The organism is Micromonospora sp. C41 (assembly GCF_018070485.1).
In the GTDB taxonomy this organism is placed as follows: domain Bacteria; phylum Actinomycetota; class Actinomycetes; order Mycobacteriales; family Micromonosporaceae; genus Micromonospora; species Micromonospora chalcea.
Genome location: NZ_JAGPXP010000029.1, coordinates 54,757 through 80,232 on the forward strand (window position 1 = coordinate 54,757; position 25,476 = coordinate 80,232).

The 25,476-nt window shown below is 73.9% G+C and carries 22 protein-coding genes and 1 pseudogene; 6 read left to right on the forward strand and 17 right to left on the reverse strand.

Translation table 11 applies throughout. From position 1 onward, the window contains the following. Positions 1 to 2: 2 nt before the first annotated feature. Entirely contained in the window at positions 3 to 2,519 is a 2,517-nt protein-coding gene (gene pepN, locus KBX43_RS25405; RefSeq protein WP_210887424.1) for an aminopeptidase N, read from the reverse strand. Between the two features lie 66 nt (positions 2,520 to 2,585). On the opposite strand from pepN, the gene KBX43_RS25410 reads away from it, so the two are divergent. Next, positions 2,586 to 2,804 carry a DUF397 domain-containing protein gene (locus tag KBX43_RS25410; RefSeq protein ID WP_013287999.1) on the forward strand — a complete coding sequence of 73 codons (219 nt, stop codon included), beginning with the start codon at positions 2,586 to 2,588 and terminating at the stop codon, positions 2,802 to 2,804. Between the two features lie 7 nt (positions 2,805 to 2,811). Here the strand turns inward: KBX43_RS25410 and KBX43_RS25415 are convergent, their stop codons facing one another. Then, positions 2,812 to 3,198, reverse strand: a complete 387-nt coding sequence (locus KBX43_RS25415; protein WP_210887427.1) for a hypothetical protein — start codon at positions 3,196 to 3,198, stop codon at positions 2,812 to 2,814. 239 nt (positions 3,199 to 3,437) lie between these two features. Here KBX43_RS25415 and KBX43_RS25420 point away from each other — a divergent pair, with 239 nt between their 5' ends. Next, positions 3,438 to 4,721, forward strand: coding sequence for a cytochrome P450 (locus KBX43_RS25420; RefSeq protein WP_210887430.1), 1,284 nt, complete (start codon positions 3,438 to 3,440; stop codon positions 4,719 to 4,721). 21 nt (positions 4,722 to 4,742) lie between these two features. On the opposite strand, the gene KBX43_RS25425 is transcribed toward KBX43_RS25420, so the two are convergent. Beyond that, positions 4,743 to 5,921 (reverse strand): zinc-dependent alcohol dehydrogenase, encoded by a 1,179-nt coding sequence (locus KBX43_RS25425; RefSeq protein WP_069087988.1) that lies wholly within the window; start codon positions 5,919 to 5,921, stop codon positions 4,743 to 4,745. Further along, a complete protein-coding gene (locus KBX43_RS25430; RefSeq protein ID WP_210887433.1) occupies positions 5,918 to 6,556 on the reverse strand; it encodes a cyclase in 639 nt (212 codons plus the stop codon). Before KBX43_RS25430 ends, KBX43_RS25425 begins: the two co-directional genes overlap by 4 nt. Positions 6,557 to 6,678: 122 nt before the next feature. Here KBX43_RS25430 and KBX43_RS25435 point away from each other — a divergent pair, with 122 nt between their 5' ends. Further along, positions 6,679 to 7,800, forward strand: a complete 1,122-nt coding sequence (locus KBX43_RS25435; protein WP_210887436.1) for a glycosyltransferase family 2 protein — start codon at positions 6,679 to 6,681, stop codon at positions 7,798 to 7,800. Between the two features lie 16 nt (positions 7,801 to 7,816). On the opposite strand, the gene KBX43_RS25440 is transcribed toward KBX43_RS25435, so the two are convergent. From KBX43_RS25440 to KBX43_RS25450, 3 genes are read right to left on the reverse strand one after another with little or no spacing between them, the layout of a single operon-like run. Beyond that, positions 7,817 to 8,458: a DUF3618 domain-containing protein gene (locus KBX43_RS25440; protein ID WP_043328975.1), complete on the reverse strand. Its 642-nt coding sequence runs from the start codon at positions 8,456 to 8,458 to the stop codon at positions 7,817 to 7,819. Further along, the gene (locus tag KBX43_RS25445) at positions 8,455 to 8,907 is read right to left on the reverse strand and encodes a phage holin family protein (protein ID WP_210871270.1); all 453 of its coding nucleotides are present in this window, start codon (positions 8,905 to 8,907) and stop codon (positions 8,455 to 8,457) included. Before KBX43_RS25445 ends, KBX43_RS25440 begins: the two co-directional genes overlap by 4 nt. 31 nt (positions 8,908 to 8,938) lie before the next feature. Then, on the reverse strand, positions 8,939 to 9,724 hold the full coding sequence (locus tag KBX43_RS25450; RefSeq protein ID WP_064448719.1) for a hypothetical protein: 786 nt from the start codon (positions 9,722 to 9,724) through the stop codon (positions 8,939 to 8,941). A 209-nt stretch (positions 9,725 to 9,933) separates the two neighbouring features. Here KBX43_RS25450 and KBX43_RS25455 point away from each other — a divergent pair, with 209 nt between their 5' ends. Both KBX43_RS25455 and KBX43_RS25460 read left to right on the forward strand, forming a co-directional pair. Beyond that, complete coding sequence (locus tag KBX43_RS25455) at positions 9,934 to 10,398, forward strand: DUF4383 domain-containing protein (protein WP_197494991.1); 465 nt, start codon at positions 9,934 to 9,936, stop codon at positions 10,396 to 10,398. An 85-nt stretch (positions 10,399 to 10,483) separates the two neighbouring features. Then, positions 10,484 to 11,143: a DUF6766 family protein gene (locus KBX43_RS25460; RefSeq protein ID WP_043328972.1), complete on the forward strand. Its 660-nt coding sequence runs from the start codon at positions 10,484 to 10,486 to the stop codon at positions 11,141 to 11,143. Between the two features lie 16 nt (positions 11,144 to 11,159). Here the strand turns inward: KBX43_RS25460 and KBX43_RS25465 are convergent, their stop codons facing one another. From KBX43_RS25465 to KBX43_RS25510, 10 genes are all read right to left on the reverse strand, one after another. After that, positions 11,160 to 11,609, reverse strand: coding sequence for a GNAT family N-acetyltransferase (locus KBX43_RS25465; RefSeq protein WP_210887440.1), 450 nt, complete (start codon positions 11,607 to 11,609; stop codon positions 11,160 to 11,162). Positions 11,610 to 11,668: 59 nt separating this feature from the next. Then, entirely contained in the window at positions 11,669 to 13,120 is a 1,452-nt protein-coding gene (obgE, locus tag KBX43_RS25470) for a GTPase ObgE (RefSeq protein ID WP_043328970.1), read from the reverse strand. Between the two features lie 89 nt (positions 13,121 to 13,209). Beyond that, positions 13,210 to 13,464, reverse strand: coding sequence for a 50S ribosomal protein L27 (rpmA, locus tag KBX43_RS25475; protein WP_013288010.1), 255 nt, complete (start codon positions 13,462 to 13,464; stop codon positions 13,210 to 13,212). A gap of 11 nt (positions 13,465 to 13,475) precedes the next feature. Further along, positions 13,476 to 13,790, reverse strand: a complete 315-nt coding sequence (rplU, locus tag KBX43_RS25480) for a 50S ribosomal protein L21 (RefSeq protein ID WP_018787289.1) — start codon at positions 13,788 to 13,790, stop codon at positions 13,476 to 13,478. A 294-nt stretch (positions 13,791 to 14,084) separates the two neighbouring features. Continuing rightward, positions 14,085 to 17,495 (reverse strand): ribonuclease E/G, encoded by a 3,411-nt coding sequence (locus KBX43_RS25485; RefSeq protein ID WP_210887443.1) that lies wholly within the window; start codon positions 17,493 to 17,495, stop codon positions 14,085 to 14,087. Between the two features lie 130 nt (positions 17,496 to 17,625). After that, positions 17,626 to 18,345: a TIGR03936 family radical SAM-associated protein gene (locus KBX43_RS25490; RefSeq protein ID WP_083296969.1), complete on the reverse strand. Its 720-nt coding sequence runs from the start codon at positions 18,343 to 18,345 to the stop codon at positions 17,626 to 17,628. Positions 18,346 to 18,712: 367 nt separating this feature from the next. After that, entirely contained in the window at positions 18,713 to 20,152 is a 1,440-nt protein-coding gene (gene mycP, locus KBX43_RS25495; RefSeq protein ID WP_210887446.1) for a type VII secretion-associated serine protease mycosin, read from the reverse strand. A 10-nt stretch (positions 20,153 to 20,162) separates the two neighbouring features. Next, a complete protein-coding gene (locus KBX43_RS25500) occupies positions 20,163 to 21,647 on the reverse strand; it encodes a hypothetical protein (protein WP_210887450.1) in 1,485 nt (494 codons plus the stop codon). A 13-nt stretch (positions 21,648 to 21,660) separates the two neighbouring features. Further along, the gene (locus KBX43_RS25505) at positions 21,661 to 22,098 is read right to left on the reverse strand and encodes a hypothetical protein (RefSeq protein WP_030503083.1); all 438 of its coding nucleotides are present in this window, start codon (positions 22,096 to 22,098) and stop codon (positions 21,661 to 21,663) included. 167 nt (positions 22,099 to 22,265) lie between these two features. Next, complete coding sequence (locus KBX43_RS25510; protein WP_043328969.1) at positions 22,266 to 24,251, reverse strand: TIGR03960 family B12-binding radical SAM protein; 1,986 nt, start codon at positions 24,249 to 24,251, stop codon at positions 22,266 to 22,268. Between the two features lie 216 nt (positions 24,252 to 24,467). On the opposite strand from KBX43_RS25510, the pseudogene KBX43_RS25515 reads away from it, so the two are divergent. Next, positions 24,468 to 25,476, forward strand: a pseudogene (locus KBX43_RS25515) (hypothetical protein); the annotation flags it as partial.

Consider the following 25,476-nt stretch of genomic DNA (forward strand, 5'->3'; position numbering starts at 1 on the left):
GCTCAGGCCGACGCGGCGGCCACCGCCGTCCGGGCCACGAGCGCCCGGCGCATGTCGTCGTCCAGGTCGGTCACCCACCGCCGCAGGCCCGGCGTCAGGTCGTCGCGGGCCAGCAGCGCCGCGGCCATCTCCCGGGTGGGCTGCGCCACGGCGTAGCGGGGGTAGGCGGCCACCGTGACCGCGTCGGCCACCCACGCGGTACGCAGACGCGCCGCCGCCGGCATGTCGGTGAAGTAGCGCTGCACGTACCCGGCGGTCAGCTCGGCCTGCTCGGGCTGCCAGAAGCCCTCGGCGGTCGCCTCGACCAGGCGGTTGGACAGCTCGGTGCTGCGGGTGACGATCTCCCAGGCGGCCCGCTTCGCGTCGGCGTCGGGCAGCGCGGCCCGGCACGCGGCGGCCTGCTCGGCGCCGGTGGCGCTGCGGTCGGCGTCGGCCTCGGCGTCGATCTGCGGCGTACCGGCCGCGCCGAGCACCACCAGCCGGCGCAGCACCGCCCAGCGCAGGTCGGTGTCCACGGCCAGCCCCGACGGCACGTCCTTACCGGCCAGCCAGCCGGCGAGCATCGCGGTGTCGGTGGTGGCGGCGATCAGGCCCCGCGCCGCCGCCAGTTGCAGGGAACCGCCCGCGGGGGCCGAGTCGAGCAACGCCGCGCAGGCGGTCGCCACCCGCAGCAGCGCCGCGTCCCGGCCGAGCGGGTCGAGGTAGCGGTCGATCAGCCGGCGACTGAGCAGCAGCACGTCCTCGACGATCGTCACCTCGGTCTCGGCGGGCAGCGCCGCCGCGATCAGCGCGGCCAGCGCGCCGGCCGGCCGTTCCCCGTCGGTGACCGCGTCCAGCGCCTCGCCCCAGAGCAGCGCCCGGGCCAGCGGATCGTCGAGCCCCGGCAGCAGCAGCGGCACCGCGTCCGCCGAGGCCGGGTCGAGGCGGATCTTGGCGAACGTCAGGTCACCGGCGTTCGGCAGCAGCAGCCCGGTGGCGGGCCGTCCGACCAGCTCGGGCAGCGGCGTCCGGCCGCCGTCGGCGTCGGGGTCGAGGTCGACGTCGAACCGGTACGCCGGGCCGTCGGCGGTGTGGTGGGCCACGCCGATACGGTGCGGCCGCAGCACCGGGTGGCTCGCCGGGGCGGTCTGCACGATCGCCACGTCGGTCCACCGCCCGTCGGCGTCCACGGCGGTGTCGACCCGCAGCGTGTTCACCTGCGCGCGGCGCAGCCAGCGTTCCGCCCAGCCGGCCAGGTCGCGGCCGCTCGCCGTACCCAGGGCGGCCAGCAGGTCGGCGAGTGTCGCGTTGCCGAAGCGGTGCGCGGCGAAGTGCGCGTTCAGCCCGGCCAGGAACGCCTCGTCACCGAGCCAGGCGACGAGCTGGCGCAGCACGCTGGCGCCCTTGGCGTACGAGATGCCGTCGAAGTTCAGCAGCGCCCGGGCGGCGTCTGCCACCTCCTCCGGCGCCACCGGATGGGTGGAGGGGCGCTGGTCGGCGGTGTAGCCCCACGCCTTGCGACGGCTCGCGAACGTGGTCCACGCCCGGTCGAACCGGGTCGCCTCGGCGGTGACCCGGGTGCCGAGGTATTCGGCGAAGGACTCGTTGAGCCACAGGTCGTCCCACCAGCTCATGGTGACCAGGTCGCCGAACCACATGTGTGCCATCTCGTGGGCGATCGTGGTGGCGCGCAGCTCCCGCTGGGTGTCGGTCACCGCCGAGCGGAAGACGTAGTCGTCGCGGATCGTGACCAGGCCCGGGTTCTCCATCGCGCCGGCGTTGAACTCGGGCACGAACGCCTGGTCGTACTTGCCGAACGGATAGCGCTCGGCGAACAGCTCGTGGAAGCGGTCGAAGCACTGCCGGGTGACTGTGAGGATCTCGTCGGCGTCGGCGTCCAGGTGGGCGGCGAGCGAACGCCGGCAGTAGAGGCCGAGCGGGATGCCGTCGTGCTCGGCGCGCAGCACGTGCCAGGGCCCGGCGATCAGCGAGACGAAGTAGGTGGCCAGCGGCTCGGTGGTGGCGAACTCCCAGCGGCCGGGTGCGGGCCGGTCGGCGAGCGGCCCGTTGGCGGCCACCGTCCACTCCGGTGGCGCGGTGACGGTCAGCGTCACCGGCGCCTTCAGGTCGGGCTGGTCGAACGCGGCGAAGAGGCGCGGCCCCTCGTCCAGGAAGGACAGCGCATACAGGTAGGTCTCGCCGTCGGCCGGGTCGACGAACCGGTGCAGCCCTTCGCCGGTGTTGGAGTAGGCCATCTCGGCCTCGACGGTGAGCGTGTTGTCGGCGGCCAGGCCGGTCAGCGGCAGCCGGCCGTCCGCCAGCAGGGCCGGGTCGAGGTCGCTGTCGTTGAGGCGGGCGGCGAGGAGTCGGCGCGGTTTGACGTCGACGAAGGTCTCGGCGCCGGGGGTGGCCCGGAACCGGATGGTGACGGCGGAGCGGAACCGCTCGGCGTCGCCGGTCAGGTCGAGGTCCACATCGTAGGACTCGACGGTGATCGACGCGCGGCGCGCGGTCGCCTCTGCACGGGTGAGGCTCGGCATCCGCTTATCCTGCCCGATGTGGTCCGCTCGGGCCGCCTCGTTACGCATGGCGATGGAGGAGCAGCGATGGGTCAGCACCCCAAGGGCGATTTCGACCTCTCCCGGGCGGTTTGGCAGCGGGCAGAGGGCGACACCTCCGAGGGAGCGGTCGAGGTGGCATTCGTCGACGACCTGATCGGTATGCGCAACTCCGCCGAGCCGGACGGGCCCGTGCTGGTCTTCACCCAGGCCGAGTGGGACGCGTTCGTCGCCGGCGCCCAGGACGGCGAGTTCGACCTGGACTGAGCGCACCTCAGTCACCGTCGCCCCAGCCGAGGCCGCCCGGACCGGGCGCGTGGTGGAAGCCGGGGTGAGCGGCCACGTCGGCGCAGCGCTCGCCGTCGGGCCCGACCGCGTCGCAGAACAGCCGCTCGGCCCGGTGCCAGGCGTCCGCCGGGGACAGGGCCGCCGCGCCGAGCGCCAGCTCCGGGCGGAGCAGGCCGAGCGCTTCGGCGTACGCCACCGCCTGCTCCCGCGCGACGGCGGGATCGGTGGCGGCGAAGCCCAGGTGCACGGTGAAGTACCGCGGTGGGCGGGCCCCGGCGCGCCGGGGCCCGCCGATCAGCGGGCCGTCGCGGCCGTCCCCGCGCAGCCCGGCCCACGCCTCGCGGTGCCGCCGCGCCGCGCTGTCGTCACGCATCAGTGCCCTCCCCCGTCGCCGGTGACCCTCGCCGGACACCACGCCGGCGGGCGCCGGACCGGTAGCCGCCGGTCCGCGTGCCTCGAGGGAACCAGCTTTTCCGCCGCCGGGGAGGGGCCAGCGTCCGCCCGACCGGCTGGCCCCTCCCGCGTGCGGCCCGAGCTGCTGAGATGAAGGGTTCGGCGGCGTCGCCCGGGGTAGGTAGGCAGCGCCGCCGAACCGCGTCAGGAGCAGCCGACATGAGCACCATGCCGAGCGACCGGAGCCCGGACAGCACGCTCGCCTTCATCCGGGAGGGCTACCGTTTCGTCGGCTCTCGCTGCGACCGCCTCGGCACCGACGTGTTCCAGACCCGGCTGCTGCTGGAGCCGACGATCTGCCTGCGCGGCCGGGAGGCCGCCGAGCTGTTCTACGACGAGGAGCGGTTCGTGCGGCGGGGCGCCATGCCGATGCGCGGGCAGCGCACGCTCACCGGTGTCGGCGGCGTGCAGGGCCTGGACGGGCAGGCGCACCGGGTCCGCAAGGCGATGTTCATGTCGATCATGACGCCGACCGCGATCCGCCGCCTCGGGGAGATCTTCGACGAACAGTGGCAGGCCCGGATCCCGGTCTGGGCCCGCAACGGCCCGGTGGTGCTCTACGACGAGGTGGGCGAGATCCTGACCCGTACGGTCTGGGCCTGGGCCGGGGTGCCGCTGGCCGAGGCCGACGTGCCGCGCCGCACCGCCGAGATGCACGCGATGATCGAGGCGCCGGCCGCGCTGGGCCCCCGGCACTGGCGCGGCCGGCTCGGCCGCTACCGCGCGCAACGATGGGCCGGCGACCTGATCGAACGGGTACACGCGGGCGCGGTGCCCGCCCCGGAGGGCAGCGCGCTGGCGGTCGTGGCCGGGCACCGGGACGAGCGGGGCCTGCCGCTGCCCAGCCGGATCGCCGCAGTGGAACTGCTCAACGTGCTGCGCCCCACCGTGGCGGTGGACCGGTACGTGGTCTTCGCCGCGCTGGCCCTGCACGACCATCCGCACTGGCGGGACCGGCTACCCGGCGACGACGCCGCGACCGAGCGGTTCGTGCAGGAGGTACGCCGCTACTACCCGTTCTTCCCGGTCGCCGCGGCCCGGGTGCGCCGCTCGTTCCAGTGGCGGGGGTACACGTTCCCGCAGGGCCGGCGGGTGCTGCTCGACCTGTACGGCACCAACCACCACCCCGGCACCTGGCCGGAGCCGGAGCAGTTCCGCCCCGAGCGCTTCACCGGCTGGCGCGACGACCCGTTCGGCCTGATCCCGCAGGGCGGCGGCGACCACTTCACCGGCCACCGCTGCGCCGGTGAGTGGATCACCATCGAGCTGATGAAGCGGGCCGTGACGAACCTGACCGGCGCGATGGACTACCGCGTACCGCCGCAGGACCTGGCGCTCGACCTGGGCGCCATGCCGGCGTTGCCGCCCAGCGGGCTGGTGCTCGACGGCGTACGCCCGGTCGACGGGGCACATCGGGCCGGCGGGGTGCGCCCGCTGCGCTGAAGCGGACGCCCCCGGTCGCGGTCAGGCGGCCTGCGGGTGCAGCACCGTACGCAGGCAGCCGTCCTCCTTCTTCTCGAAGATCTCGTAACCCCGGGCGCCCTGCTCCAGCGACATCGGGTGGGTGGCCAGGTAGCCGGGGTCGATCTCGCCGGCCGCGACCCGGTCCAGCAGCATCGGGATGTAGCGCTGGGCGTGCATCTGCCCCATCCGCAGCACCAGGGCCTTGTTCATGGCCGCGCCGAGCGGGAACTTGTCCACCAGGCCGCCGTACACGCCGACGATGCTCACCGTGCCGCCCTTGCGAGCCGCCATGATCGCCTGCCGGACCGAGGTGGGCCGGTCGGTCTGCGCGCGTACCGTCTGCTTGGCCTTGTCGTACGCGTACGCCGGGCCGACGTCGTGCGACTCCATGCCGACGGCCTCGATGCAGGCGTCCGGGCCGCGCCCGGCGGTCATCTCCCGCAGCGCCTCCAGCACGTCGGTCTCGGCGTAGTTGATCGTCTCGACGCCGAGGCGCTGCGACGCGGTGGCGAGCCGTTCCGGCAGCCGGTCGATGACCACCACCCGCTCGGCGCCGAGGATCTGCGCGGACCGGGCCGCCATCTGGCCGACGCCGCCGGCGCCCCAGACGGCCACCACCTCGCCGCCCTTGAGGTTGCAGAAGTCGGCGGCCATCCAGCCGGTCGGCATGGCGTCGGAGGCGAACACGACCGAGTCGTCCGGCACCCCGTCCGGCACGGTGAACGCGCCGACGTCGCCGAACGGCACCCGGATGTACTCGGCGTGGCTGCCGGAGTAGCCGCCGGCCGCGTGCGAGTAGCCGAGGATGCCGGCCGGCGAGTGGCCCCACAGCTTCTCGGTGAAGACCGGCTGCGGGTTGGAGTTGTCGCAGAGCGAGAACTGCTCGGTGCGGCAGTACCAGCACGAGCCGCAGGCCACCACCGAGCCGACCACCACCCGGTCACCGACGGAGATGCGCCGCACGTCGGGGCCGGTCTCGACCACCTCACCCATGAACTCGTGGCCGAGGATGTCCCCCTCGCGCATCGCCGGCAGGTAGCCGTTGATCAGATGCAGGTCGGAGCCGCAGACGCTGCTCGCGCGCACCTTGACGATGATGTCGCCGCCGGACCTGATGGTCGGCTCCGGCACGTCCCGTACGGCCAGCTTCCCTACGCCCTCCCAGCACAACGCCCTCACGGCCGTCCTCCCACCATCAGCTTCTCGCGTACCTTGTCCGTCGCCCGCTCCTGACGCGGGCTGCGCCCGGACGGGTCGTGCCGGGTGTCCAGCACGTGCCCGGTCTCGATCAGCGACTTGATCCGGCGCAGCGCGGTGCGCAGCCCCAGGTCCGGGTCGGTGCCACCGACCAGCCCGACCGCGCGCCGGATCGGCCCGGAGCGCCAGCGCAGCTCGGCCCGGATCTCGGTGCCCCGATTCTGCGGCGCGGTCACCAGCTCGACCCGGCCGCGCTGGGCCACCGGCCCGTCGGTGACCCGCCAGCTCAACCGGCCGGGGCCGTCGACGGTGATCTCGGCCCGCCACTCGGTGCCGCCGCCGGCCGGGTCGGCCGCCACGCAGCGCCACCGGTTCGCGTCGAGCTGCTCCAGCGTGGCCCACTCGGCCAGCCCTCGATCGAGCCGTTCCCGGTCGGTCCAGAACCCGATCACCGCGTCGACCGGCCGGTCCACGGTGATGCCGCGGCGCACCACGTACCAGCCGTCCTCGCGGTCGGGCTGGTGCCGGTGCCGTCGCCCGGCGACCGTCCGGGTGACTCCGAGCGCGGTCACCGCGGCGGCGCCGGCCAGCGCCCATCTCGTCGCGTTGCTGGGCATCACGTCTCCTCCCGACTCGGACCGTCCCGTATCCGGGTGCGCTACCCGACACAGCCCGCCCGAAACGGTTTCAGCAGCCGCATTCCGGGCAAGTCGCGTGACCCGACACGAGGGGAGACGACGTGACCCGACCGATCGCCGCGCGCCCGGGCGAGGAGACCGCCGCGTCCGCGCCGGTCCGGCTGCCGATGGCGTACGTCCTGCCGCTGCGCGCCCACGACGACGGCGGCCTGGACGAGCTGACCGCGTACCTGCGGGAGCTGAGCCGCTGGGTCGACGTGGTGGTGGTCGACGGATCGGCGCCGGAGCTGTTCGCCCGGCACGCCGCCGCGTGGGGCGGGCTGGTGCGGCACGTGCCGCCGGACCCGGCGCTGCGCGGACGCAACGGCAAGGTGCTCGGCGTGCTCACCGGCGTCGCGCTGGCCCGGCACGAGCACGTGGTGATCGCCGACGACGACATCCGGTACGACCTGCCGGCCCTGGCCGCCGTGCACCAGCTGCTGGACGGGGTCGACCTGGTCCGCCCGCAGAACCACTTCGACCCGCTGCCGTGGCACGCCTGGTGGGACACCGGCCGGACGCTGCTCGCCCGCGCGTTCGGCGGGGACTGGCCCGGCACCCTCGGGGTGCGGCGGGGCACGTTCCTGGCGATGGGCGGCTACGACCCGGACGTGCTCTTCGAGAACCTGGAGCTGGTCCGGACCGTGCGCGCGTACGGCGGCAGCACCGCCACCCCGGCGTGGCTGTACGTGCGGCGGCTCCCGCCCTCCGCGGCGCACTTCCTCGGGCAGCGCGTCCGCCAGGCGTACGACGAGACGGCCCGGCCGGCGTGGCTGCTCGCCGCGCTGGCGGTGCTGCCCGCGACGGCTGCCGCGCTCGCCACCCGCCGGCCCGGGCTGCTGCTGCGGGCCGGGCTGGCGACTGTCGCGGTGGCGGAGCTGGGCCGGCGACGGGCCGGCGGCGCGGCGGTGTTCCCGGCGCACACCAGCCTGGCCGCGCCGCTCTGGGCGCTGGAACGCGGGCTGTGCGCGTGGCTGGCGGTGGGCCGGCGGCTGCGCGGCGGGGTGCCCTACGCGGGCGCCCGGCTGCGGACAGCGGCCAACTCCACACGTGCGCTGCGGCGGCGGACGACCCGGCACCGCCCGGACGAACTGGTGCTCTGGGTGCAAACCGGGTCGATGCCCGCTGAGGTGAAAGGAAGGGCCCCTTCTTATCGCGAGGCGATAAGAAGGGGCCCTTCCTAACCGAGAGCGCGGGCCTTCAGGAGGACCGCGCCTGCTCGGCGCTGTGCCGCACGTCCTGCGCGGCGGCGCGGCCGTCGTCCTTGACCGCGTACGCGGCGTCCTGCGCGGTGGCCTTCACCGACTCGGCGGCGTGCTGCGCGGGCTCGCGCAGCTCCTCCTTCAGCTCACCGGCGACCTCGCCCAGCTTCTCCTTGACCACGCCGCCGTGCTCGGCGGCCTTCTCCTTGACCTGCGCGGCGACCTGCTGCTCGCGGCGGGTGGCGGGGATCAGCGAGGAGACCAGCATGCCGACGCCGAAGGCGATCACGCCGGCGGCGATCGGGTTGCCCTCGGACTTGCGCCGCACCACCTGCGGCGCCCGGTGGGCGGCGTCGCTCACCGTGGCGGCGGCCGAGTGCGCCTTGTCGCCCACCGTGGACGCCATCGAGGAGGCGTGGTCGCCCACCGAGTGGGCGGCGTGGCCGGTGCCGTGGCCGAGGTCCGATGCGGTTCCCATCACCTTGTCCTTCACGTTCGTCAGCGCGCTACGCACGCGCTGCTTGCGGTCGTCGACGATGCGGCCCGGGCTGACCTTGTACGCCAGGGCGTCCACGTCCGAGCTGAGGTTGTTGCGGGTGGCTTCGATCTCGCGGCGGATCTGCTCGGGATCGGTGCTCATCGGGTGACTCCCTCCGGGTGCGGCTTGAGCGCGTCGGGGATGCGCTGCACGCTGTCGTTCGTCTGCTTCAGGCCGCGGATCCGCTCGGCGTTCTTCTTGCCCATCGAGTACAGGACCGCCGCGACAGCGGCCCAGACGACGGCCACGATCAGCGCGGCCAGCCCGGAGTCCATGACGTTGTCGAGGAACTGCCAGATCGCGATCGAGACGAAGAGCGCCACCATGTAGCCGCCGAAGCCGGCGCCGCCGAACAGGCCGGCGGCCTTGCCCGCCTTCTTGCCCTCCTGGCGGATCTCCGCCTTCGCCAGTTCGACCTCCTGCCGCATCAGCGTGGACAGGTCCGTGGTGACCTGGCGCATCAGGTCGCCGAGCGAGCTGCCGCGCACCTCGTCGGCGTGGGGCGGGGCGCCCGCCGCCTGATAGCCGGGGTCCTGCGTGGGTACGGTCATGCCGTCGCCTCCCTTCTGCCGGTGCGGCCGGTCACGGGCGGGGAGCGCCGGTGGACGGGACGCCCGGCAGCGGGTCGGTGCGCTCCGGCGGCGGCAGCGGCTGACCGGTGCCACCCGCCGGGTCGGCCCAGGTGTTCGGGGCGCCGCCGGTCGGGTAGGTCGCGCCCGGCGCGGAGTAGCCCGGGTCCGGCTCGGCGTAGCTGCCCGGCGTCGGGTCGAGGTAGCCGCCCGGCGGCACCTGGTCCGGCACCTCACGCGCGGTCGGGATGACGGCCGTGCGGTCCGGGTCGTACGCCGGCCGCGCGCCGCTGTTGTCGTCGCCGAGCGCGGTGATGTTGCGGGTGAGCCGCCCGGCGACCACGCCGAGCAGCGCGGCGCCGACGAGGAACGTGCCGGGGTTGCGGCGGGCGTAGTTCTTCACCTCGTTGAGCAGGTCGCCCGGCTCGCGCTGCTCCAGCCAGCCGGCCACGCCGTGCACCCGCTCGGCCGCCTGGTGTGCCAGCTCGGTGACCGGGCCGGAGCCGCCACCCTGCTGCGCCATGGTGCGCATCTCGTCGGCGAGCGACCGCAGGCCGCTGGCGGCGCGCTGCTGCTGCTGACCGGCCTGGGCGGTGACCTGGCTGCGGGTCTCGCCGTAGAGGTCGCGGGCCTGTCGCTTGGCCTCGCCCACCACCTCCCGACCCTGCTCCTTGGCGGTCTGCGCCACGGCGCCACCGGCGCTCGCGGCGTCGGAGCCCACCTGGCGGGCCTGGTCACGCACGCCGCCGCCGTTCGTCGACTGGTACGTGGCAGAAGTCGGGGAAAGATCCTGAGTCATGATGTCCCTTCCGCTCGTGTGTTTCCCAGCGGGTGTTCTCGGGGGGTACGCGGATTTGTTTCCGCATGACAATCGCCCTACCCCCGGTCGACCGGTCCATGCCTGATTCGTGATTTCTCTGCGGGAGCGACCCGCTCCGGTCAGAGAATGGAATGCCTGCCCGCCCGGGCGGCGGCGAGTCCACGGGGGTGACAGGGATGGCACGTGACGTGCGCGAACACGCGCCCGCCCGGCCTACGGTGCAGAAGGTCGCCCTCGCGGCGGCAGCCGTCTTCGCGCTGATCGGCGTACTCGGTTTCGTACCCGGCATCACCACGCACTACGGCGAGATGACGTTCGCCGGGCACCACTCCGAGGCGAAGCTGCTCGGGGTGTTCCAGGTGTCGGTGCTGCACAACCTGGTGCACCTGCTGTTCGGCCTGGTCGGTCTGGTCATGGCGCGGCGGCTGGCCGGGGCGCGGGTGTTCCTGGCCGGCGGCGGCGCGCTCTACCTGGTGCTGTGGCTGTACGGCTTCGCCATCGACCGGGATGCCTCGGCGAACTTCGTGCCGGTGAACGACGCCGACAACTGGCTGCACCTGTTCCTCGGTTTCGGCATGCTCGCGGCCGGCCTGCTGCTCAACAACAACCTCGGCACCGGCACCCGGGTGGAGGCCCCGTTCGACCGTCCCTGACCAGGCGCGACACGCCGGTGCGGCGTTTGTCCCGACCCGATGCCGGGCAGGAGGGCAGGCGCGAGCGGGTCGAGGAGGTCCGGCGATGCCACGGTGGTTGCGCGACAACATGCTCTCGGTCGCCATGCTCGGCGCGTTCCTGGTCTTCCTGCTGCTGCAGAGCGTCTTCGGCTGGCAGGTGCACAACGAGGAGCTGAGCCGGTACGGCATCGAGCCGCTGAGCTGGTGGGCCTATCTCGGCACCGGGCACTTCGCCGAGGCGGTGTTCGAGAACTGGGAGTCGGAGTTCCTCCAGATGGGCGGCTACGTGCTGCTCACCGCGTACCTGGTGCAGAAGGGCTCGGCCGAGTCGAAGCCGGAGGACCAGACGGACCGGCCGGAGGACAACCGGGACCACGCCCGCCCCGACTCGCCCTGGCCGGTACGGGTCGGCGGGCTGCCGCTCGTGGTCTACCGGAACAGCCTCGCCATCGCGCTTCTGATGATCTTCGGCGGCTCGTTCCTGGGGCACCTGTTCGGCGGCGTGGCCGCCTACAACCAGGAGCAGGCGCTGGAGAGCGGTGCCGCCCCGATCAGCGCCTGGCAGTTCCTCGGCACCAGCGACTTCTGGTTCCAGTCGATGCAGAACTGGCAGAGCGAGTTCCTCGCCGTCGGCGTGCTGATCCTGCTCAGCATCGTGCTGCGCCAGCACGCCAGCCCGGAGTCGAAGCCGGTCACCGCGCCGCACGCCCAGACCAGCGCCTGAGCGTCAGGCCGGCCGATCAGGCCGCCACCGGCAGCCGCTTGGCGAAGCAGACGCTGTACGGGTTGTCCACGTACTCGCCGTACACCGGGATCGGCTCGTAGCCGCTGGACCGGTAGAGCGAGATCGCGGCCGGCAGGTAGGTGCCCGTCTCCAGGCACACCGTCCGGTGCCCCGCCCGGAACGCCAGCTCCTCCAGCGCGACGAGCAACTGCCGGGCGATGCCCCGCCCCCGGAACGCCGGCCGCACGTACATCCGCTTCAGCTCACCGGTGTCGGCGTCGAGCGCCTGGAGCCCACCGCAGCCGACCGCCCGGCCGCCCACCACGGCGGCCAGGTAGTGGATGTCGGTGTGCACGACCGTCACCTGCCCGTCCAGCCCGCCGTCCGCGGCGCGCAGCTCACGCTGCTGGGCGACGACGAGCGCGGCGATCTCCGGGTCGGTGGCGGGACGGGACTCGATCAACATGCCCGTACGCTAGATCCGCCGGATTTCGCGCAGGTTTCCCGCCACCGTCCCGCAGACGGCTACTCGACGTCCGCTTCCGCCGCGGCCGCGGCCTCGATCTCGTCCTCCGGGCGGACCCGGCGGGCCTTGCGGGCCGCCAGCCGGTCGGACGCCGACGGTCGGTTCGACTTCTCCTCCAGCCGCACGTCGGTGCCCCGGTTACCGGGTACGAAGTCGACACCGGCGTAGAGCGTTGGTTGCCAGTCGAACTCCCGTTCGCCGATGCGCACCAGGTCACCGGCCTGCGCGCCGGCCTTGGCGAGCTTCTCCTCGACGCCGAGGCGGGCCAGCCGGTCGGCCAGGTAACCCACCGCCTCGTCGTTGTCGAAGTTGGTCTGCTTCACCCAGCGCTCCGGCCGGCTGCCGCGCACCGTGTACGAGCCGTCCGGCTCGGCCTCGATGGTGAAGCCGGCGTCGTCGACCGCCTTCGGGCGGATCACGATCCGGGTCGGCTCGGCCGGCGGGGCGGCCCGACGGCCCTGCTCGACCAGCTCCGCCATCGCGTACGTCAGCTCGCGCAGGCCCTCGCGGGTGGCGGTGGAGACGTCGAAGACGCGCAGGCCACGGGCCTCCAGGTCGGGGCGGACGATGTCGGCGAGGTCCTTGCCGTCGGGCACGTCGACCTTGTTGAGCGCGACCAGCCGGGGCCGGTCGGCGAGCCCGCCGTACTGGGACAGCTCCGACTCGATGGCGTCGATGTCGGCGAGCGGGTCGCGGCCGGGCTCCAGCGTCGCGGTGTCGACCACGTGCACCAGCACGGCGCAGCGCTCGACGTGGCGGAGGAACTCCAGGCCCAGGCCCTTGCCGCTGGCCGCGCCCGGGATCAGGCCCGGTACGTCGGCGACGGTGAAGGTGTGGTTGTCCACCCGGACCACGCCCAGGTTCGGCACCAGCGTGGTGAACGGGTAGTCGGCGATCTTCGGCTTGGCCGCGGAGATCACCGAGATCAGCGACGACTTGCCGGCCGACGGGAAGCCGACCAGGCCCACGTCGGCGACGCTCTTGAGCTCCAGCACCACGTCCAGCCGGTCGCCGGGCTCACCCAGCTCGGCGAAGCCGGGTGCCTTGCGGCGGGCGTTCGCCAGCGAGGCGTTGCCGCGTCCGCCCCGGCCGCCCCGGGCCGCCTCGAACGTGGTGCCCACGCCGACCATGTCGGCCAGGACCTCGCCGTCGAGGCTCTGCACCACGGTGCCGTTGGGCACCTTGATGACCAGGTCGCGGCCGTTCGCGCCGTCCCGGTTCGAGCCGGCCCCGCCCTTGCCGTTCTCGGCCTTCAGGTGGGGCCGGAAGTGGAAGTCGAGCAGCGTGGTGACCTGCGCGTCGACCACCAGGGACACGCTGCCGCCGTGGCCGCCGTTGCCGCCGTCCGGCCCGCCGAACGGCTTGAACTTCTCCCGGTGGATCGAGACACAGCCGTGCCCGCCGTCGCCGGCCTGCATGTGCAGGACGACCCGGTCAACGAACGTCGTCACGACGCCAATCCTTCCAGCGGGGTCCGCCCCGCGCGTGAAAAGGCGAAGCGGGCCGGGACCAGAGGTCCGCGGCCCGCTTGGCCAGAAAACTACTGCTGCGGCACGATGCTGACGGTCTTGCGACCGCGCTTGGTGCCGAACTGAACCGAGCCGGCGGCCAGCGCGAACAGCGTGTCGTCGCCGCCACGGCCGACCAGGTCACCGGGGTGGAACTTGGTGCCACGCTGACGGATGAGGATCTCACCCGCGCTGACGACCTGACCACCGAAGCGCTTCACGCCGAGCCGCTGGGCCGCGGAGTCACGGCCGTTACGCGAGCTGGACGCACCCTTTTTGTGAGCCATTGGAGGACGACCTACTTCCCGCTGGAGATGCCGGTCACCTTGACCTGGGTCAGCGGCTGGCGGTGACCCTGGCGCTTGTGGTAGCCGGTCTTGTTCTTGAACTTGTGGATCCGGATCTTCGGGCCCTTGGTGTGCGCGGCGATCTCGCCGGACACCGCGACCTTGGCGAGCTTCGCCGCGTCGGTCACCAGGTCGTCACCGTCGACGAGGAGCACCGCGGTGAGCTTCACCGCGTCGCCGGGGGCACCGGCGAGCTTCTCGACCTCGATCACGTCGCCCTCGGCGACCTTGTACTGCTTGCCGCCGGTCTTGACGATCGCGTACATCGGAGGCGGACTCCCTGTCGTTGAGGCTGCTGGCGTCTGTTCCACCGCTGCCGGTTGTCACACCGTCGGCGGTCGTTCCCACGGCGTCTCGCCGGGAGCCGTGACACCGGCGGCGCGGGCACGCGGGAACTCGGCACACCAAAGTGCGCCGCAGGCAAGCCTACGCCATACCCGGCCCGCTCCCCAAACCGGGCTGCCGGTAGGCGGCTCTTCCGCGCGGCCCACCGGCACGACAGGGCCCCCGCGCCACACGCCAGGCGTGGATCGGGGGCCCTGTTCGCGCAGGTCAGTGCCCTACGGCCGGGTACGCCGCCGGGCGCCGCCACGGCGGGTCCGCCGGCGCGGGGCGCCGCTGTCGTCGTCGCTGTCGCCGTCACCGATCGCGTCCGGGTCGTCGGCGGCGGCCAGCCGGGCCGAGTCGCCCTCCTGGCTGTCCGCAACCGCCGGGGCGGCGGGCGTGTCCGTCTCGAACCGGGACAGGTCGTAGCCCTGGGTGTCGTAGTAGTCGTCGTCGGTCTCGACCACCTCGGCGACGGTCCGCTCCGGCGGCGCGACCGCAGCGGGCGGCTCGGTGGCGGCCTGCGGCTGCGCGGCCGGTTGCTCCGGTACGGCCTCCACGGCCGGCTTCTCCGCGGCGGCCTTGCGGCCCCGGCGTCGGCCGCTCTTCTCCTCGGCCGGCGCGGCGACCGCCGAGGCGACCGCCTTGACCTTCTCGCCCGCGCCGCCGCGCGGCTTCTCCGGCACCGGCTCGGTGTGAATGATCACGCCCCGGCCCTTGCAGCACTCGCAGGTCTCGCTGAACGCCTCCAGCAGGCCCGCGCCGATGCGCTTACGGGTCATCTGCACCAGGCCGAGCGAGGTGATCTCGGTGACCTGGTGCTTGGTGCGGTCCCGGCCCAGGCACTCGGTGAGCCGGCGCAGCACCAGCTCCCGGTTCGACTCCAGCACCATGTCGATGAAGTCGATCACCACGATGCCGCCGAGGTCGCGCAGCCGCAGCTGACGCACGATCTCCTCGGCCGCCTCCAGGTTGTTGCGGGTGACCGTCTCCTCCAGGTTGCCGCCGGAGCCGGTGTACTTGCCGGTGTTGACGTCGATGACGGTCATCGCCTCGGTGCGGTCGATCACCAGCGAGCCGCCGGAGGGGAGGAAGACCTTCCGGTCCAGCCCCTTGAGGATCTGCTCGTCGATCCGGTACTCGGCGAACACGTCCGCCACCCCGGCGTGCCGGCGCAGCCGCGCCACCAGGTCCGGCGAGACGTGCGACAGGTACGACTCGACCAGGTCGTACGCGGACTCGCCCTCGATGACCAGCTCGCGGAAGTCCTCGTTGAAGAGGTCCCGGACCACGCGGATGACCAGGTCCGGCTCCTCGTAGAGCAGCACCGGGGCGCCGCCCTCGGTCGCCTTGGCCTGGATGTCCTCCCACTGCGCCTGCAGCCGCTTGACGTCACGCGCCAGCTCGTCCTCGCTGGCGCCCTCGGCCGCGGTCCGGACGATCACCCCGGCGCCGTCCGGCACCAGCTTCTTCAGCGCGTCCCGCAGCCGCTTACGCTCGGTGTCGGGCAGCTTGCGGCTGATGCCGGAGGCGTTGCCGTTCGGCACGTAGACCAGGTGCCGGCCGGAGAGCGCGATGTGACTGGTCAGCCGCGCGCCCTTGTGCCCGATCGGGTCCTTGGTCACCTGCACGAGCACCGAGTCGCCGGAGCGCAGCGCCTGCTCGATCGAGCGCGCCCGGCCCTCCAGGCCGGTGGCGTCCCAGTTGACCTCGCCGGCGTACAGCACCGCGTTGCGCCCGCGCCCGATGTCGACGAAGGCGGCCTCCATGCTCGGCAGCACGTTCTGGACCTTGCCCAGGTAGACGTTGCCGGCCATGGTGGCGGACGAGTTGCGGGTCACGTAGTGCTCGACCAGCACGCCGTCCTCGAGCACGGCGATCTGGGTGCGGTCGCCGCGCTGGCGGACCACCATCACCCGGTCGACCGCCTCACGGCGGGCCAGGAACTCCGACTCGCTCAGGATCGGCGGCCGGGTACGCCGCTGCTCGCGGCCGTCCCGGCGGCGCTGCCGCTTGGCCTCCAGCCGGGTCGAGCCGGAGACGCCCTGCACCTCGTCGACCGGCTTGCGCGGCTCACGGATCTTGACGACGGTGGGCACGCCGTCCTCGGCGGCGGTGTCCGCCTCCCCCGCGCCGCGGCGGCGACGGCGGCGACGGCGGCGGGTCATCCCCTCGCCGTCGGGCTCCTCGTCCTCGGCGGACTCCTCGGTCTCGTCCTCGGCGGTCTCGGCCGCGGCGGGCTCCTCGACGTCCTCGTCGTCGGCCTCGTCGGCGCCACCCTTGCCCCGGCCCCGGCCCCGGCGACCCCGGCGACGCCGCCGCCGGCCGGCGGCCGTCTCGTCGTCCTCGTCGATCTCGGCGGACTCCTCGGCCTCGGCGGCCGGCTCCTCCTCGACGACCTCCGGCTCGGCCTCGGCCTCGACCGGCTCGACCTCCCGGCGGGCGCGACGGCGGCGCCGGCCGGTCTCGACCGCTTCCTCGATCGGCTCCTCCGCCGCCGGGTACGTGACCTGGACGGCGGGCGCCTCGTCGGGCTGCGGCGCCATGAACAGGACGGTCGGCGCGGAGAGCGCGGCACGACGCCGCCGGGTGGTGGGCGGCGTCGGCTCGGCCGGCTCCTCGTCCACGCGCGGCACGGCGGCGCCCGTCGACACGACGCCCGTCGCGTCCGCCGGGCCGCCGCTGCGGGCCAGGTCGACCTCGTGGGTACGCGCACCCGCGGCGCTCGCGTCCTCGACGGTCCCGGCCTCGGCGTCCTCGTCCTCGACGTCCTCGCCGAGGCCGGCGATCGCCTTGTCACCGGCGGTGGCCCCGCTCCCGCCGGTGGTGGCAGCATCCCCGGTGGCGGCCTTGTCGCCGGTGGCGGTGGCCGTGTCCCCGGAGGCGGCCTTGTCGGCGGTGGCGGCGCGGCGGCGGGTGCGGGACCGCCCGGCGGTACCCGTGCTCTCCGCGACGCCGGCCTGGCCCGGCGCGGTGGCCTCGGCACCGTCGATGTCGGCGCGGCCCTCGGCGATCAGATCGCCCCCGGGCGCGGAGACCGGCCCGTCGATCACCCCGTCCGTGGCCGTCTGCCCGCCGGTGGCGGTCTCGTCCGGCGCGACGGTCTCGGCAGCCGGCGGCGTGGCCTTGCGACGACGGGTCCGGGTCACCTTGACCGGCGGCACGACCTCCTCCGAGGCGGCCTCCACACCCGCCGCGGCCACCGGTTCCTCGACCGCCTTCGCCGGGGTCGCCTTACGACGCCGCCGGGTGGTCTTGGGCGCGGTGTCCAGCTCTCCGGCGATCGGTGCGAGCACCTCGGCCTGCGGCGACTCGCCGCTGCCGGTCGCCGCGGTGGACGCCTCGACCGGCGCGTCGGTCTGCTCCGCCTGGTTCAGCGGGGCGGCCTTGCGACGGCTGGCCCGCTTACGGGCCGGCGGCTTGGTCTCGGCGACGCCCTCCAGGGCGGCGACGCCTTCAGCGGTGGCGCCTTCCGCACTGGTGACGCCCTGGGCGGTGCCGTCGTCGGCGCTGCCGGAGGCGGCACCCTGGGCGCTGGCGGAGGCCGCGCTCGCGGCGCTGCCAGAGGCGGTGGCGGCGTTGTCGGCGGGCGTCCCGGTCGGCTCTGCGCCGGTCCGTTCGCCGCCCTCGGGCTCGTTCTCGAGCATGGACGTTCTCCAGTTCTGGCTGCCCCGGGCGCGGGTGAGCGCTGCCACGCAGGGTTGCCGCAAAGGTGTTTCCGCCGGGCGCGCAAACGCGCGACCGCCGAAGTCTGCCTGCCAGAGCGTTGACCGACGGTCAGCGCTCTCCGATGGTTGCCCCGTCGCGATCCGCTTCCAACGGATCGACGATCTCGCCCTGCGCGGTCAGCGTGCCCTGCGCCAGCCGAATCACCTTCGGGGTGACCGGCGGCTCCAGGGCGGCCACCGCACGGAGGCCGGACAGGACGTCATCGGGCCGAACGGACGGGGTGACCTGCCGCACGACCAGTTCGAGTATCGCACACGGTACGGCCGCCGCTTCGGAAGGCGTCTCAGACGGAGACACCACATCGATGGACACCACTGCCGCACGGGCGTCGAACGTACGCCGCCCCTGCTTGGTCATCCGCTCGACCAGGACCTCCTCGGCGGCGGTGAAGGCTGCCACGGCCCCCGCCAGCACCTTCGGGTCGACCTCGGGCAGCTCGATCCGCCAGTACGACGCCTCGATCCGGTCGGCGAGGCTGCCGCCGGTGGCCTCCACCGCGTCGAGCACGTCGAGTCCGGGCGAGAGCGCGGCGTCGAGGGCCTCGCGCAGCCGCGCCGGGTCGACCGGCTCACGCAGCCCGATCTCCAGGTACTCCGCCTCGCTGGCCACACCTGTGGGCGCCGCCGAGGCGTACGAGATCTTGGGGTGTGGGGTGAAGCCCTGGGAGAAGGCGATCGGCACGCCGGCCCGGCGCAGCGCGCGCTCGAAGGCCCGGGCGAAGTCCCGGTGCGAGGTGAAACGCAGCGGTCCCCGCTTGGCGTACCGGATACGGACCCGCTGGACGACGGGGGCCTGGCCGCCCTCGGGTTGAGGCTTTCTGGCGATCGTGAGCTCCTCGGCTGTGCCTGCGTATCGGTCCCATCCTGGCGCAGCACCCACGGTGCCCCACACCCGGGGCCACCCCACCCACCCCAAACCGCCCCAAACCCCCGCCCGCCCCCGCCGTGATCAAGGAGTTCACGTCCAGCTCCCACGCCCCCGAGACCCCAAACCCCTTGATCACCCCACCCGGCCTGCCGGGTCGGGCCGACAAGGGCCGGCGATCATGAAGTTGGCGGCGGAATTGGAGATCGACATCGCCGCCAACCTCATGATCGACGGGGTGGGCCGGAGGGCCGGGAGAGGTTGGGCGGGGTCAGGAGCGGTTGTCGGGGGGCGGGGTGGGCTGGGCCGGGGGTGGGTAGGCGCCGGGGCCGGGCTGGGGGTGGGTGCCCTTGGGCGGGTATCCGTCCGGCTGGGACGGGGCGCCAGGGTGCGGTGACGTGCCCGGGCGGGCGTAGGCGCCGGGCGACGAAGGGCCGCCGGGTGGGCCGTAGCCGGGCGGCGGGCCGTAGCCGGCGGGATGGCCGGCCGGGACCGGCGGGCCCTGGTCGGGCATCCGGTCGAGCGCCTCGTCCGGGATGTCGGCGGCGCGCGCCAGCTCGCGCCGGTGCCGGCGGCGGTTCCAGATCAGGAACACCACGAGCGCCAACAGCACCACCAGCGCCACGGCGATGCCGATGCCGATCACCATGACCTGCTGGTCGGTGGGGCCGCCCCGGTCGCCGTAGTCGGTCACGTCGAAGTCTTCGTCCTCGGCCGCGGCCGGTGGCGCGGACGCGCTGGCCGGGGCGGCGCCGAGCAGCGGGTTCGCCGACACCGACGGCACGTCGGCGGTGAGCGCCGCCACCGGGTCGATCCGGCCGAAGCCGAACTGCGGGTCGCGGCCGGGCGGGCCGGCGTCCCGGGCGGTACGGATGATCCGGTTGATCACGTCGGGTGCGGAGAGCCGGGGGAACTTCGACCTGATCAGCGCCGCCACACCGGCGACGATGGCCGTGGAGTCGGACGTGCCGTCGCCCCAGCCGTACCCCCGGTCGGGTCCGATGTTGTAGACCTCGTCCCCCGGAGCGGCGACCACCGCCTCCGGGCCCTGGGCCGAGCCGGGCCAGAAGCCGCCGCCCCGGGTCGTGCCGGTCACCGCGATCACGCCGGGGATCTTCGCGGGCGAGGCGATGTCCGGGCCGAGCTTGCGGACGTTGCCGGCGGCGGCCACCACGACCACGTCGCGTTCCAGCGCGTACCGGATCGCCGCCTCTTCGCCCTCGTCGACGGCACCGGCGTGCCCGTAGGACAGGTTGAGCACCTTCGCGCCGCCGTCCACCGCCATCCGGATGCCGGTCGCGGAGTTGCCCGCGTCGGCGCCCTTGTCGCCGGACGGAGTGCGGATGGGCAGGATCCGGGCGTCCGGCGCGACGCCGACCACCCCGGTCCCGTTCGCCGCGATGATCCCGGCCATGTGGGTGCCGTGGCCGTCCGGGTCGCGCCGGCCGTCGCCGGAGTCGAACGTGCTGCGCCCGGCCAGGAGCCGGCCGCGCAGGTCCGGGTGGCCGGCGTCGGCGCCGCTGTCGACCACTCCGACCACGACACCACGCCCGGTGGAGATCTGGTGTGCCCGGTCGATCCGCAGCTCGTCGAGGTACCACTGCTCGGCCCGGCGGGGAGCGCCGACCGCGGGCTGCGCGGCCCCCAGCACCATCAGCCCGGCCGCCAGCGCGGCCACCACCGGCCGGAACGCGCCGACGTGCACCGTCATCCGTCCGTCCTCATCGCAGGATGCCCGGGGACGCACCGTCACCGGCGCCCCACGGATCGTCGTCCTCAGTCAACCACGACGAGTGGTCGCCACCGCCGCCGCCATGCCCGGCGCCGCCGTGGCCGCCCATCATCCCGCCGCCCATCATGCCCGCGCCGGCCAGGCCACCACGCGCGCCGGCCGCGCCCGCGCCTCCCGGCCCCGCGCCCGCCGCCGCCCGCAGCGCGCCGGCCGCGCTGGTCAGCGGGGGCACCTTGCCGTTGCCGCCGCCGACCATGCCGGGCAGCGCGCCCACGCCCATGCCACCGGCCGCGCCGAGGCCACCGCCACCGATGCCGCCCGCCGAACCCAGCCCGGCACCACCGCCACCGCCACCGAAGCCGGCGCCGGTGCTCAGTCCGGCGCCGCCACCGCCGAGGGTGCTGCCCGGACCGCCTGGGGTGATCGTGCCCGGCCCACCCGCGCCGGCCAGGCCGGTGCCGTAGTCGGGACTGCCGGAACCCGGGGCGCCGGCGCCGGGCAGGCCGGTGCCGGGCGGGGTGTACGAGCCGCCGCCGGGACCGCCGCCACCGAACTCGGGCACGCCGGTGGTCGGCGGGGGCGTGAACGAGCCGCCACCGCCGACACCGCCACCGCCGCCGCCGATGCCGGTGCTGCCCAGCGAGGGCATCCCGCCGCCGCCACCACCGGCACCGCCGCCACCGCCGCCGGGCAGCCCACCGCCGGGCACTCCGGACGGGGGTACGCGGGGATCCGCGCGGTAGCCGTCGTCGAGCCGGCCGTCGGGCTGGGGTACGACCAGCTTGGGACGCTCGGCCTCGACCGCGGCCGGCAGCGGCGACATCGCCTTGTTGGCCGCCTGCTGGTTGTCGCGGTACCAGTTGTCCAGGTGGGACTTGGTGTCCCACCAGCCGCCGCGCTTCTGGTCGTTGGCGTTGCCGTCGATCTTCATGGTGGCTTCGAGATCGTCGGCCTTGTCGCGGAACGCGCCGTCGGCGTAGAGCGCCTGGTTGGACTGGTAGTCGCTGCGCAGGGCGGCGAGGAAGCCGGACTGGCTCTCGCCGTCGCGCGCGTCGTCCAGCTCGGTGCCGCCGGGCAGGCTCCACTCGTTCCAGCCGAAGTTGTCCATCAGCGGGATCGGGATGCTCGCCACCGCCGTACGGATGTCGCCCTCGATCCGCGACAGCGCGCCACTGACGTTGCTCGCGTGCGTGATGAGCTCCTCGATCTCCTTGCCGATCTCGCCCAGGTGTTCGCGGTACGCGTCGCCGCCGCTGCCCTGCCAGCCGGCGAGCAGCCCGGGGAGACCGCCGGTGTGCGGGCGCTCCTGGCCGGGCGCGATCGGGCCGACGAACGAGCGGCCGACCAGCGAGTCACGCAGATGGCCGAGCGCGGTGGACAGGTTGCGCCAGCCCGCGCCGACCGAACCCACGGTCTCCGGATCCGCCGAGAGCGTCACCTCACGGACGCAGCGCTCCCAGGTGCCTCCTGCCATGACCGTCTCCCCCTCAGGCCGTGTACGGGTAGGTGGGCTGCTGCCCGGCGTCCGGCGGCGGGGCCGCGGTCTCCAGCAGCCGCTCGATGTCCTTGCCGTTCGCGGCGTTGCGGGCCTCGGCGTCGCGGAACGCCTTGGCGATGTCCTGCGTGCCCTGCTTCAGGCCGGCCAGCTTCATGGAGATGGCCTTGAGGTGGGCCTCCATGCTGGCCGTGGACCTGGTCAGCGCCGCCCACTGCATCCGGGCGTCCTCGTACGCGCCGAACGGGGTGCCGTTGGGCACCGTCTGCGCGTTGCCGCTGTCGCCCTTCATCCGCTCCTTGATGCGTTCCATCTCGTAGCCGATGGTGTCGTCGACGTACTGCTTGAGGCGCTCGACGTACTCCGCCGCGGCGTCCAGGTCCTCGACGCTGACGTGCAGATCGCCGGTATCCGGCGGATTGATGCCCATGCCTGCTGTCCTCCCCGCTACCGGCCCTGGCCGGTCCATTACGGACGCAGCGTATCGAGGATGCACCAGTCGGGGCAGCCCCACCCCGCGCACGCGCGCGGTCGCCCGGAAGGACGACGGAGCGCGGGAACCCGGTCGGGTTCCCGCGCTCCGGTACGGTCCGCGCCTCAGCCCTGGGCGGCGGCGGGCAGCTTCAGTCCATTGACCGGGGTGAGCGGCAGCAGCTTGCGGCCGGTCGGGCCGATCTGGATCTCGGTGTCCATGGACGGGCACACGCCGCAGTCGAAGCAGGGCGTCCAGCGGCAGTCGTCCTGCTCGTACTCCGACAGCGAGTCCTGCCAGTCCTGCCAGAGCCAGTCCTTGTCCAGGCCGGAGTCGAGGTGGTCCCAGGGCAGGACCTCCAGTTCCTCGCGCTCGCGGGTGGTGTACCAGTCGAGGTCCACGCCGTACGCCGGCAGCACCTCGGCGGCGGCGTCCACCCAGCGCTGGTACGAGAAGTGCTCGCTCCAGCCGTCGAACCGGCCGCCGTTCTCCCAGACCTTGCGGATCACCGCGCCGACCCGGCGGTCGCCCCGGGACAGCAGGCCCTCGATCAGCGACGGCTCGCCGTCGTGGTAGCGGAAGCCGATCGCCCGGCCCAGCGACCGGTCGCTGTTGATCGCCTGCTTGAGCAGCTTGAGCCGGCCGTCGATGACCTCCGGCCGCTCCATCGAGGCCCACTGGAACGGGGTGTGCGGCTTGGGCACGAAACCGCCGATGGAGACCGTGCAGCGGATGTCCTTGGACCCGGTGGCGGCGCGGCCGGCCCGGATCACCTCGTGCGCCATGTCGGCGATCTCCAGGACGTCCTCGTCGGTCTCGGTGGGCAGGCCGCACATGAAGTAGAGCTTCACCTGCCGCCAGCCGTTGGAGTACGCGGTGACCACGGTGCGGATGAGGTCTTCCTTCGACACCATCTTGTTGATCACCTTGCGGATCCGCTCCGACCCGCCCTCCGGGGCGAACGTCAGACCGGTCCGCCGCCCGTTGCGGGACAGTTCCTGGGCCAGGTCGATGTTGAACGCGTCCACCCGGGTCGAGGGCAGTGACAGCGAGACGTTCGTGCCGGCGTACTGCTCGGCCAGGCCGGAGCACATGTCGCCGATCTCCGAGTGGTCGGCCGACGACAGCGACAGCAGGCCGACCTCGTGGAAGCCGGAGAACTCCAGCCCTTCCTTGACCATCTGGCCGACGGTGGTGATCGAGCGCTCCCGCACCGGACGGGTGATCATGCCGGCCTGGCAGAACCGGCAGCCCCGGGTGCAGCCCCGGAAGATCTCCACCGCGTACCGCTCGTGGACCGTCTCGGCGAGCGGGACCAGGGGCTTCTTCGGGTACGGCCAGGCGTCCAGGTCCATCGTCGTGCGCTTGTGCACCCGGAACGGCACGTCCGGGCGGTTCGGCACGACCCGCTGGATGCGGCCGTCGGGCAGGTAGTCGACGTCGTAGAAGCGCGGCACGTAGACGCTCTCGGTCCGGGCCAGCCGCAGCAGCAGCTCGTCCCGGCCGCCCGGGGAGCCCTCGGCCTTCCACTCCCGCACGATGGCGGTGATCTCCAGCACCGCCTCCTCGCCGTCGCCGAGCACCGCGGCGTCGACGAAGTCGGCGATCGGCTCCGGGTTGAACGCGGCGTGCCCGCCGGCCACGATCACCGGGTCGGCGTCGGTGCGGTCGGCCGCGAGCAGCGGGATGCCGGCCAGGTCGATCGCGGTGAGCAGGTTGGTGTAGCCCAGCTCGGTGGAGAACGAGACGCCGAACACGTCGAAGTCACGCACCGGGCGGTGGGCGTCGACGGTGAACTGCGGCACGCCGTGGGCGCGCATCAGCTTCTCCAGGTCCGGCCAGACCGCGTACGTCCGCTCGGCCAGCACGTCGGGCAGCTCGTTGAGCACCTCGTACAGGATCTGCACGCCCTGGTTGGGCAGGCCCACCTCGTACGCGTCCGGATACATCAGCGCCCACCGGACGGTGGCGGCGTCCCAGTCCTTGACCACCGCGCCCAGCTCTCCACCCACGTACTGGATGGGCTTGGTCACCTGCGGCAGCAACGGCTCCAGCCGAGGCCAGACCGAGTTGGCGGCGGCGGGACGCGGGGTGGTGGACGGGGCACTCATGATGCCCAAGCGTACGCGGTGCCCCCGCCCCGCCGTCCCCGCCGCCACACCCGCGCCCGTGTCCGCCGCGTTGATCAAGGAGTTTGCGGGCTGTCCCGCGCTCCCACCGGACACGAACTCCTTGATCACCGGAGTGGGGCCGGTGAGCGGGCGGGATTAGTCCTGGGTGGCGGGGCGGTACTAACCTCGCAACGGGCGCGAGAGGAGATAGCCGCGATGCCGCAGCCGCAGCCGGGGGCGGGCCGGCCGGCCGACGGGGCCGAGGAGCCGACCGTCATCGAGCCGGCCACCGCCGTCGACACCGAGGACGCCACCGGCGCCTCCGCTCCGGCGTCGCCGTCCGCCGCGCCGGGAGCCGCCGCACCCGAGGGCCGGCCGTCCACCACGCCGGACACCGCCGCGCCTTCGCACGACGCGGCCCCGCAGCCGGGGACCACCGAGGCCGAGACGCCCACGAACGAGGTCGACGCCACCGCGCCCGAGACGCCCACGGACAGGGTCGAGCCCACCGGAACCGAGAAGGCCACCGAGAAGGTCCAGCCCATCGAGACCGAGACGCCCACCGCCAAGGTCCAGCCCACCGGAACCGAGACACCCACCGCCAAGGTCCAGTCCGCCGCGACCGAGACGGCCACGGACAGCGCTGAGGCCCTCGCCGCCGGCACCGAGACGCCCGCCGACAGCGCTGACGCCCCGGCAACCGACGCCGAAACACCCGCCGAGACCGCCGGAACACCGGCCGACAACACCGCGACAGCCGCCGGCGGGACCGACACCGTCCCGCAGGTGCCGGTCCCACGGGCCCGCGGGTCGGCCCCGGTGCCGGGCCGGACCACACCCGCCCCCACTCCCCGCACGGGCCGCCAGCCGGACCCGACCCGGATCGACGCGGCCCCGCAGCCGCCGGCGGCCACCACCACGCCGGACCCGACCCGGATCGACGCCGCGCCGCAGCCACCCTCGGCCACCACGCCGGACCCCACCCGGGTGGACAACGCCCCGAACCCGACTGGGAACGCACCGAACGCCACCCGCGTCGAGGCGCCCCGCTGGAGCGGCTCCGCCGCCGTCCCGCCACCGGCGCCGAGCCGGCCCCGCTGGGGCGCGTCCGCCGAGCCCACGCCGGTGCCGCCGTTGGACTCGCCCGAGCACGCCACGCCGGTCGACCCGTGGGAGGGGGTGGACACCACCGGCTGGGAGCTGCACGCGCCGGAGCTGCCGCCCC